This is a genomic window from Nonomuraea sp. NPDC049421, from assembly GCF_040677005.1.
GTDB lineage: Bacteria > Actinomycetota > Actinomycetes > Streptosporangiales > Streptosporangiaceae > Nonomuraea > Nonomuraea salmonea.
This window is the reverse complement of sequence record NZ_JBFAQA010000068.1, coordinates 1-8,382: the sequence shown is the minus strand read 5'-3', so window position 1 is coordinate 8,382 and position 8,382 is coordinate 1. Positions and strand designations below refer to the sequence as shown.

At 69.3% G+C, this 8,382-nt stretch carries 8 protein-coding genes and 1 pseudogene; 5 read left to right on the top strand and 4 right to left on the bottom strand.

Going from position 1 to position 8,382, the window contains the following annotated elements; genetic code table 11:
• The 3 genes and pseudogenes from AB0K18_RS50120 to AB0K18_RS50110 form a co-directional block, all read left to right on the top strand.
• Positions 1–91: pseudogene (locus AB0K18_RS50120) on the top strand (roadblock/LC7 domain-containing protein); the annotation flags it as partial.
• Positions 92–162: 71 nt separating this feature from the next.
• Positions 163–510 carry a DUF742 domain-containing protein gene (locus tag AB0K18_RS50115; protein ID WP_111179488.1) on the top strand — a complete coding sequence of 116 codons (348 nt, stop codon included), beginning with the start codon at positions 163–165 and terminating at the stop codon, positions 508–510.
• Positions 491–1,078: an ATP/GTP-binding protein gene (locus AB0K18_RS50110; RefSeq protein ID WP_345397954.1), complete on the top strand. Its 588-nt coding sequence runs from the start codon at positions 491–493 to the stop codon at positions 1,076–1,078. Before AB0K18_RS50115 ends, AB0K18_RS50110 begins: the two co-directional genes overlap by 20 nt.
• 109 nt (positions 1,079–1,187) lie before the next feature.
• On the opposite strand, the gene AB0K18_RS50105 is transcribed toward AB0K18_RS50110, so the two are convergent.
• The 4 genes from AB0K18_RS50105 to AB0K18_RS50090 are packed head-to-tail and all read right to left on the bottom strand — an operon-like array spanning position 1,188 to position 4,812.
• Positions 1,188–2,240: a methyltransferase gene (locus tag AB0K18_RS50105; protein WP_364930236.1), complete on the bottom strand. Its 1,053-nt coding sequence runs from the start codon at positions 2,238–2,240 to the stop codon at positions 1,188–1,190.
• An 18-nt stretch (positions 2,241–2,258) separates the two neighbouring features.
• Positions 2,259–3,056: an ABC transporter permease gene (locus tag AB0K18_RS50100; RefSeq protein ID WP_364930233.1), complete on the bottom strand. Its 798-nt coding sequence runs from the start codon at positions 3,054–3,056 to the stop codon at positions 2,259–2,261.
• Positions 3,053–3,829 (bottom strand): ABC transporter permease, encoded by a 777-nt coding sequence (locus AB0K18_RS50095; protein ID WP_364930230.1) that lies wholly within the window; start codon positions 3,827–3,829, stop codon positions 3,053–3,055. Before AB0K18_RS50095 ends, AB0K18_RS50100 begins: the two co-directional genes overlap by 4 nt.
• Entirely contained in the window at positions 3,826–4,812 is a 987-nt protein-coding gene (locus AB0K18_RS50090) for an ABC transporter substrate-binding protein (protein ID WP_364930228.1), read from the bottom strand. The genes AB0K18_RS50095 and AB0K18_RS50090 overlap by 4 nt, the downstream gene beginning before the upstream one ends.
• Positions 4,813–5,295: 483 nt before the next feature.
• Between AB0K18_RS50090 and AB0K18_RS50085 the strand changes: the two genes are divergently transcribed.
• Together AB0K18_RS50085 and AB0K18_RS50080 are read left to right on the top strand one after the other, a co-directional pair.
• A complete protein-coding gene (locus tag AB0K18_RS50085) occupies positions 5,296–8,148 on the top strand; it encodes a nitrate- and nitrite sensing domain-containing protein (protein ID WP_364930225.1) in 2,853 nt (950 codons plus the stop codon).
• 67 nt (positions 8,149–8,215) lie between these two features.
• The coding region (locus tag AB0K18_RS50080; RefSeq protein WP_355432774.1) for a roadblock/LC7 domain-containing protein at positions 8,216–8,382 on the top strand (167 nt) is incomplete at its 3' end.

The following is an 8,382-nucleotide window of genomic DNA, read 5'->3' as shown; positions in this document are numbered from 1 at the left end:
GGCGTATCAGATGACGCTGATGGTCGATCGCGCCGGTCAGGTGCTGACTCCGGCTGTGCGTGCGGAGCTGCGCGCCAGCCAGACCAGGTGATGTACGTGTCGGACCCCAGATGGAACAGCGGCGGTTGGGCTCCTCCACCTCAGCCTCAATCCCAGTCGCAGCTGAATCCCGACCCCGCCTCGCCCGTCCGCCCCTACGCCGTGACCGGTGGACGGACGGCGCCGCGGGTCAAGCTGGCGATGGAGGCCCTGGTGTCATCGGCGACCGCCGAGCAGCGGGAGTTCTCCCATATCACGCCGGAGTACCAGGCGATCAGCCAACTGTGCCGGCAGGTCAGGTCCGTCGCGGAGGTGTCGGCCCTGCTGCGGATCCCGCTCGGCGTGGTCCGGGTGCTGATCGCTGACATGGCCGCCGAAGGTCTGGTCCGCGTGCACCAGCCACAGCTGGACGCCGGTCGGCCGGACGTAAATCTGCTGGAAAGGGTTCTAAGTGGACTTCGCAGGCTCTAGCCCCGGGCTCACCTCGACGAAGATCGTGGTGGCGGGAGGTTTCGGGGTGGGCAAGACGACGTTCGTCGGCGCGGTGTCGGAGATCATGCCGCTGACCACGGAGGCCGTCATGACCGACGCCTCCGCGGGGATCGACGACCTTGGCATGACGCCGCTGAAGTCGACCACGACCGTCGCCATGGACTTCGGCCGGGTCTCCCTCGACCGCGACCTGATCCTGTACCTGTTCGGCACGCCCGGGCAGCACCGGTTCTGGTTCATGTGGGACGACCTGGTGCGGGGCGCCATCGGCGCGGTCGTGCTGGTCGACACGCGCCGGCTCGCCGACAGTTTCCCGGCCATCGACTACTTCGAAGAGGCCCAGCTCCCGTTCGTGGTGGGTGTGAACGGGTGGGACGGCCAATATCCGCACAGTGACGCCGAGGTGCGCGACGCGCTCACCCTGGCACCGCACATCCCGATGGTGCGGCTCGACGCCCGCTCCAAGGACTCCGTCAAGAACGCGCTCATCCAGCTCGTCGAGCACGCGCTGTCGGTCCGCATGGCAGTGCCGGGCTGGGGCGGCTGACCCCGGCTCCGGTGCCGCGCCGGCGACGAGCCGTGCCCTTCCCGGCTCGCCGGACGACGCGGCACCCCCGCGCTCCGGCCCTCGGCGCTGCCCTGTCATCACTGCCCTGTCATCGCTGCCGCGCCTCGATGAGGCTCGCGCCGGAGCCCAGCTCGACGACGTCACTCATCGCCAGACCCGCCCGGCCGAGCAGCGCCGCGTACTCCTCGCGGCTGCGCTCCGCGCCGCCGTTGAAGATCGCCAGCATCCGCAGGTCGATGTCCTTGCCCAGGTGCGGCCGCTCGTCGTCGGGCAGCACCACCTCCAGGATGAGGACGCGGCCGCCGGGGTTCATGGCCGTGCGGACGTTGGTGAGGATCTTGACGCAGTCCTCGTCGTCCCAGTTGTGCAGGATGCTGGCCAGCAGGTAGACGTCGCCGCCGGACGGCACCGCGGCGAAGAAGTCGCCCGCCACCACCTCGGTGCGCTCCGCCAGGCCCTCCTCGGCGAGCGCCCGCCTGGCGTGGTCCACCACGTGCTCCAGGTCCATCAGGACGCCGCGCAGCCCGGGGTTGGCGCGCAGCACGGTCGCCAGGATGTGGCCCTTGCCGCCGGCCACGTCCACCATCGTCCCGGTGGCGGGGAAGGCGTAACGCTCGGACAGGCCCTCGGTGAACGGCACCGCCCTGGCCGCCATGTAGTCGTCGAACAGCGTGCTCGACTCCGGCTTGCGGGCCAGGTAGTCGTACAGGGGGCCGTACTGCTCGATGAAGGCCGAGCGGCCGGTGCGCACGGTGTCGGGCAGCATGCGCATGGCGTACCAGAAGCCCTCCTCGCCGAGCATGCGGATCGAGGAGCGGACGAAGCCGGGCGCGTCGGAGCGCAACGCGCCGCCCCGCTCGGTCAGCTCGTACGCGTCCGCCTCAGCGTCTGTCTCAGCGTCTGTCTCAGCGTCTGTCTCAGCGTCTGCCTCCACGGCCCTGACCAGGTCCATGGCGGCCAGCTCGCGCAGCACCCTGCGCAGCGAGGGCGCGTGCGCCCCGGCCCGCCGCGCCAGCTCGGGCGTGCTCAGCGGGCCCCGCGCGAGATGGTCGGCCACGCCCAGCTCCGCCATGGTGAGCAGGGCGGCGAAACGCGAGATGTCACCCAGGGCACCCCACAGGAGGTCGTCGGAATGCGGCATGAGTCCTTCCAGGGGAGGTCACGGATTGCGCGTGGCCTGCCGGTGCCACACCAGCACGCGGCGCTCGGCCAGCACGAACAAGGAGTTGACGACGTAACCGAGGATGCCGAGCAGCGTGATCGTGGCCCACACCGCGGCGCCGTCGAAGCTGCGCTGCGCCTGCAGGAGCTGGTAGCCGATGCCGTCGCTGCCGCCGATCAGCTCGGTGAGGACCATGAGGATCAGCGCGAGCGACAGGCTCAGCCGCAGCCCGGCGAAGATCTTCGGTGAGGCGGCCGGCAGCACGACCACCCGCAGCCGCTGGAACCTGGTCAGGTTGAAGACGGTGGCGGTCTCGGTGTACGTCCTGTCGATCGCCCTCGCGCCGTCGATCGAGTTGAGCAGCACCGGCCACACCACCCCGAACACGATGGTCGCGAGCTGGGTGATCAGCACGCCGTACGGCGAGTGCAGCCCGGCCTGGAGCACCAGGAACACGGGGATCAGCAGCGGCGGCGGCAGCGAGCGGCCGAACTCGATCAGCGGGTCCACGTAGTCGGTCGCCGTCCGGGAGCGGCCGAGCAGCATGCCGGCGATGATCCCGATCAGCGCCGCCAGGATCCAGCCGCCGAACATGCGGCCCAGGCTGGGCAGGATGTTGTCGATCGCGTCGTCGGTGAGGAAGATCCGGCTGGCCGGGCCAGAGAACCACAGCTCGTACATGGCGGCCACGATCGTCGTGGGCGGCGGGAAGTCGGTGTTGCCGACCGCGCGGGCGGCGAACTCCCAGACGACGAGCAGGACCGGGATGACCCAGATCTTGGTGAGGAGCTTCACGACTCCGACGCTCCCGTCCGCATCCGGTGCCAGTGGAACAACCGGCGCTCGCCGGCCAGGAGCAGCACGTTCGCGAGCACGCCGAGGACGCCGGCCCAGACCGTGGCCGCCATCATCAGGTCCGTCCTGTTGCCGCTGCCGGCCAGGTTGACGAAGACGCCGATCCCGGCGACACCGCCGGCCAGCAGCTCGGCGCTGACCGCGAGGACGAGCGCGATGCCCGCGGCGATCCTGACGCCGGTCGCGACGAACGGCGCGGCGCTCGGCAGGCTCACCCTGGTCAGCACCGCGAGGGGGCCGAAGCCGAAGCTGCGCAGAGACTCCTTGGCCAGGGGGTCGACGTCGTGCATGCCGTACAGGGTGTTGATGAGGATCGGCCAGACGGAGGCGTAGACGATGACCGAGATCTTCATGAGCTCGTCCACCGGGATCAGCAGGATCGCCAGAGGGATGATCGCCACGCTCGGGATCGGCCGCAGGAACTCCAGCACGGGCCTGATCGCCCGCTCCACCGGCGCGAGCGCGCCGAGCAGCACCCCCACCGGCACGGCGATGGCGGTGGCGATGAGCAGGCCGAGCACCCAGTTGGTCAGGGTCGCGCCGAGCCCGGCCAGGAAGTCGGGGTCGGCGGGCAGGCGCACGGCTTCGAGCAGGATGGTCGACGGTGCGGGGAACTGCAGGTCCTCACTGATGCCGAAGCGGATGACCAGCTCCCCGACAACGAGGAACCCCGCGGCGCCGGCGGCGCCGCGGAGCAGACGTGCGATCGTCACTTCGACGCGGGAGCCGCGATGACCGACTTCACGTCGATGGGGCTCTTCAGGTAGCCGTACTCGAGCATGAGGTCGGCGACCTTCTGCAGACGGTTGGCGTTCAGCTCACTGGGGAAGGAGCCGAGCGTGATCACCGAAGCGGTCTTGGCGTCGATCTTCGTGTACTTCGGCAGCATGGCCTCGATCTCCTTGCGGTCGCTGGAGACGAGTTGCTGAGCCTTGCCGATCGCGCGCTGGAAGGCGGCCAGCGTCTTCGGGTACTTCTGCGCCCAGTCCTCGGTGGCCATCCAGCCGGCGATGGGCAGGTCGGCGGTCTGACCGGTCATCACGTCCGCCAGCTTGCGGAAGCCGTGCTGGCTCTGGTTGGCGGTGATGAACGGCTCGGTGATCCAGCAGGCGTCGGCCTGGCCGCTGAGCAGCGCGTTGCCCATGTCGGGGAACGGCTTCTCGACGAACTTGACGTCGTCGGCCGTCAATCCGGCGACCTTGAGCTGCGTCAGCGTGGTGAGCGTGGCGACATTGTTGAGGTTGTTGACCAGAATGGTCTTACCCTTCAGGTCCGCCACGGTCTGAATCTTCGAGTCCTTCGGCACCATCAGGTTGAAGGTGTTCGGGCCCGCCTGGTACATGTCGGCGACGAGCTTGATCTTCTTGCCCTCGCTGACCGCCGCGAACGTCGAGACGTAGTTGGTCATCGAGATGTCCAGAGCGCCGCTCAGAATCTGCGGAAGTGCCGCGGCGCCACCGGTGATGACGGTCGGCTGAACGGTCAGGCCCTCTTCCTTGAAGTAGCCCTTCTCGTTCGCGACATAGAGAGCCACCGGGTCAGGTACGGGCAGGGCGCCGACCTTGATGGTGGTCTTCTCGAGGCCGCCGCTGTCGGCCGACGTGGTGCCAGGGTCGTCGGATCCGCCGCAGCCGGCAAGAGTCAGAGCGACTGCGACGCCGACAACAATGGCGTTACAGCGCAGTTTGCGTGTCATGGGGGGTTCTCCTACCAGGGGGAAGCTTCTGGAGATCGGCACTGTATGCCGGGCGTGAAGCGTACCGGAGGCTAGATCCAAACGGCAGCACAATGCCGCTTTTATGCACTTTATCTGCTAAAGATGACTGTCCAGGGATATAGATGTAAATATAGGCATAAAGTAGGTTTATGAGTTGTATGTCCGGATTGAGGCGGTGGTTGCGCTCCGTGGTCAAGGGCTCGCCACGTGAACAAGGTGTCATTTGGAACGGTTGAAAACACCCGAGACGTTGGCCTAAGTATGAGGTTTGTGCTCAAATTGGGCCTCGAACTTGCCTGCGATCACTCGTCCTTGTGACGAAGCCGCTGAAACCCCCCTTAAGCAGGCCATGGCGAGAGGTTGCCACCAGTGAGGACAACAACGGCCGAGTCCGGTCGTGGCAGGGCTCCGGACGGACCGGATCACTCTGCGGGCTTAGAAGCCCCGCAGGTACAGCAGCCCGTGTCGGGCAGCCCGTTCGCGCTGCGTAACTGGCGCGTGCGAACCCGCCTCATCGCCCTCATCGCCATTCCCACGATCGTGGGCGTCATCTTCGGCGGGCTGCGGGTCACCGACTCCATCAGCAGCGCTCAGCAGTACCAGCTCATCAGCGACGTAGGACGGCTGGTGAGCCAGCTCGGCGAGCTCTCCCGCGACCTCGGGCTCGAACGCGACCTGGCCGGCCGCTTCGTCGCCGCCAACAAGCGGGCGAGCGAGGGCCAGCGGCTCAAGAGCCAGCAGGAGATCGTCGACGCCAGCGTCAACAGGACCAAGGCGGTCGCCGCCGAGGCCCGCGACTCGCTGTCCGACATCGGCCGCAGAACCCTCGACCGCATCGAGGTCCGGCTCGCCCAGCTCGGCTCGCTGCGCACGACGTACACCAAGGACCAGCTCCCGCCGCTGCCGACGGTCGAGACGTACTCCGAGATCATCGCCGACCTGCTGCAGGTCTACGACGAGCTCGGCCAGGGCTCCACGGACGAGCAGCTCACCTCCACCGCCGCCGCGCTGCGCACCATCGCCCGCGCCGAGGAGGAGGCCTCCAAGCAGCGGGCACTGCTGATGATCGCCCTGGTGCGCGGCAGGTTCGAGGAGCCGGAGTTCAAGGGCTTCCTCGACGCGGGCTCCCGCCGCGAGAGCGAGCGCGCCTCGTTCAACGCGGTCGCCACCCCAGCCCAGCGGCAGAACTTCGACAACACCGTGGCCAGCCAGAAGATCGGCCGCGCCGAGTTCTACATCAGCCGCGCGGTGCTGCTGCACAACACCGCCACCCCGCTGCGCAGGCTCGACAACTCCACCTCCAAGGACGTCGACCTCTGGTTCGACTCCATCTCCGAGACCGTCGACCGGCTGCACCAGGTGCAGAAGTCGCTGGCGGAGGAGGTCGCCACCCGGAGCGCCGACGTGGCGAGCGGCGACAGGCAACTCGCCGCGATCAACATCGGCGTCGTGGTCGTGCTGCTGGTGCTGGTCCTCGCGATCACCGCCCTCATGGCCGGCTCGCTGGTACGGCCACTCAGGCGGCTGCGCAGCGACGCACTCAAGATCGCCGGCCACACGCTGCCCGACCTGGTCCGCCAGCTCCGCAACACCGACATCGACCCCGACAAACTCAGGGTCCCGCCCATCGAGATCAACTCGAAGGACGAGATCGGCGAAGTCGCGCGGGCCTTCGACGAGGTGCACCGCGAGGCGGTCCGGCTGGCTGGCGAGGAGTCCAAGCTCCGCAGCAACGTCAACGCGATGTTCGTGAACCTGTCCCGCCGCAGCCAGACCCTCGTCGAACGGCAGATCACCCTCATCGACGGCCTGGAGCAGGGCGAGCAGGACGAGCAGCGGCTCGGCAACCTGTTCAAGCTCGACCACCTCGCCACCCGCATGCGGCGCAACAGCGAGAACCTGCTGGTCCTCGCCGGCCAGGAGCCCCCGCGCCGCTGGAGCCAGCCGGTCCAGCTCGTGGACGTCGCCCGCGCCTCCCTGTCGGAGGTCGAGAACTACGAGCGCGTCGTGCTGGAGGTGCCGGAAGGCGTCGCCATCGCGGGCCAGGCCGTCAACGACGTCATCCACCTGCTCGCCGAGCTGATCGAGAACGCGCTGTCGTTCTCGCCGCGCGAGACCCGCGTCCCGGTCTCGGGCAGCAGGATCGACGGCGGCGGCATCATGCTCTCCATCAGCGACTCCGGCATCGGCATGACCGGCGAGGAGCTGGCCCAGGCCAACGAGCGCCTGACCGACGCGCCCACCGTGGACGTCTCCGTCTCCCGCCGCATGGGCCTGTTCGTGGTCGCCAGGCTGGCGCACCGCCACGGCATCCGCGTCCAGCTCCGCCCGCACGGCTCCGGCGGCCTGACCGCGATGGTGCTGATCCCCGAGTCGCTGCTCGGCCCGCAGGCCCCGTCGTACGCGGGCGCCGCCCCCGCCGCCTCCAGGGAAGAGTCCTTCCCCATGGCGCAGCACGCCCCGCAGGGCGGCTCGTGGCCGGCCTCGTCGTTCCAGCTCGGCCCCGGACACCCGTCCTACCCGTCCTACCCCTCGACGGACGCCGTCCCGCCGGCCGGGTCGTGGCCGTCGAGCCCCGCCCTGCCCGCCGAGGCCGCCGGCTGGATGTCCAGCGACTCCTCCAACGACGTCTGGGTGGCATCGCGCGGCCCCGCCGCCGGCGAGAGCAGGATGCCCCAGCGGGAGAACGGCCTGCGGGAGAACGGACTGAGCGGGCTGAGGGAGAACGGGCTGCCCCAGCGCGAGGGCGGCCTGCCCCAGCGCGGCGGACTGTCCGACGACACCCGCCCCTGGATGCGCAACGTCGAGGCGGCGCCGCCCGCGCCGAACTCCTTCGACTTCCCCGAGACCGAGTCCGCGGCCACCGGCCCGATGCCCGCGATCCCGTCCGGCCCGTCCGGCCCGCCGAGCGGCGGCGCCGCCGGCAACGGCGGCAACGGCGAATACCTGCCGATCTTCGCCTCGGTGGAGTCGGCGTGGTTCGACCAGGCCGCCGCCGCGGCCGACGCGACGTGGAGCTCGCCCAAGGCGGACGCGGGCTGGAGCGCGGCCGAGGCCGTACGCGAGCCGGCGCGCGACGGCGCGACCGCCGCGGGCCTGCCCAAGCGGGTGCCCAAGGCGAACCTGGTGCCCGGCTCCGCCGACACCGCCTCGGCGCCGAAGGGCGTCGCCCCGATGCCGGCCGTCTCACCGGACCGGGTGCGCAGCCGGTTGTCCAGCTTCCAGCAGGGCTTCAGGGCCGCGCGCGACGACATCAGCGAGGGCAGGACGTACGGGTCCGGCCCCAGGGATAACAGTAGGGATGAGGGCGCATGAGCGAGCGCAACAAGCGGCCAGGGGAACGCAGCCGACTGTCGTTCGTGCGACCGGCGGAGGAGAAGGTATGAACGACCTGAGCCACGCGGCACGCGGGGTGGACTGGTTAATCACCGACTTCGTCAGCACCGTTCCGGGGGTCGCGCACGCGGTGGTGGTCTCGTCCGATGGTCTGCCGTTGGCGGCGTCGGCGGGTTTTCCTGCTGATCGTGCTGATCAGCTGGCTGCGATCGC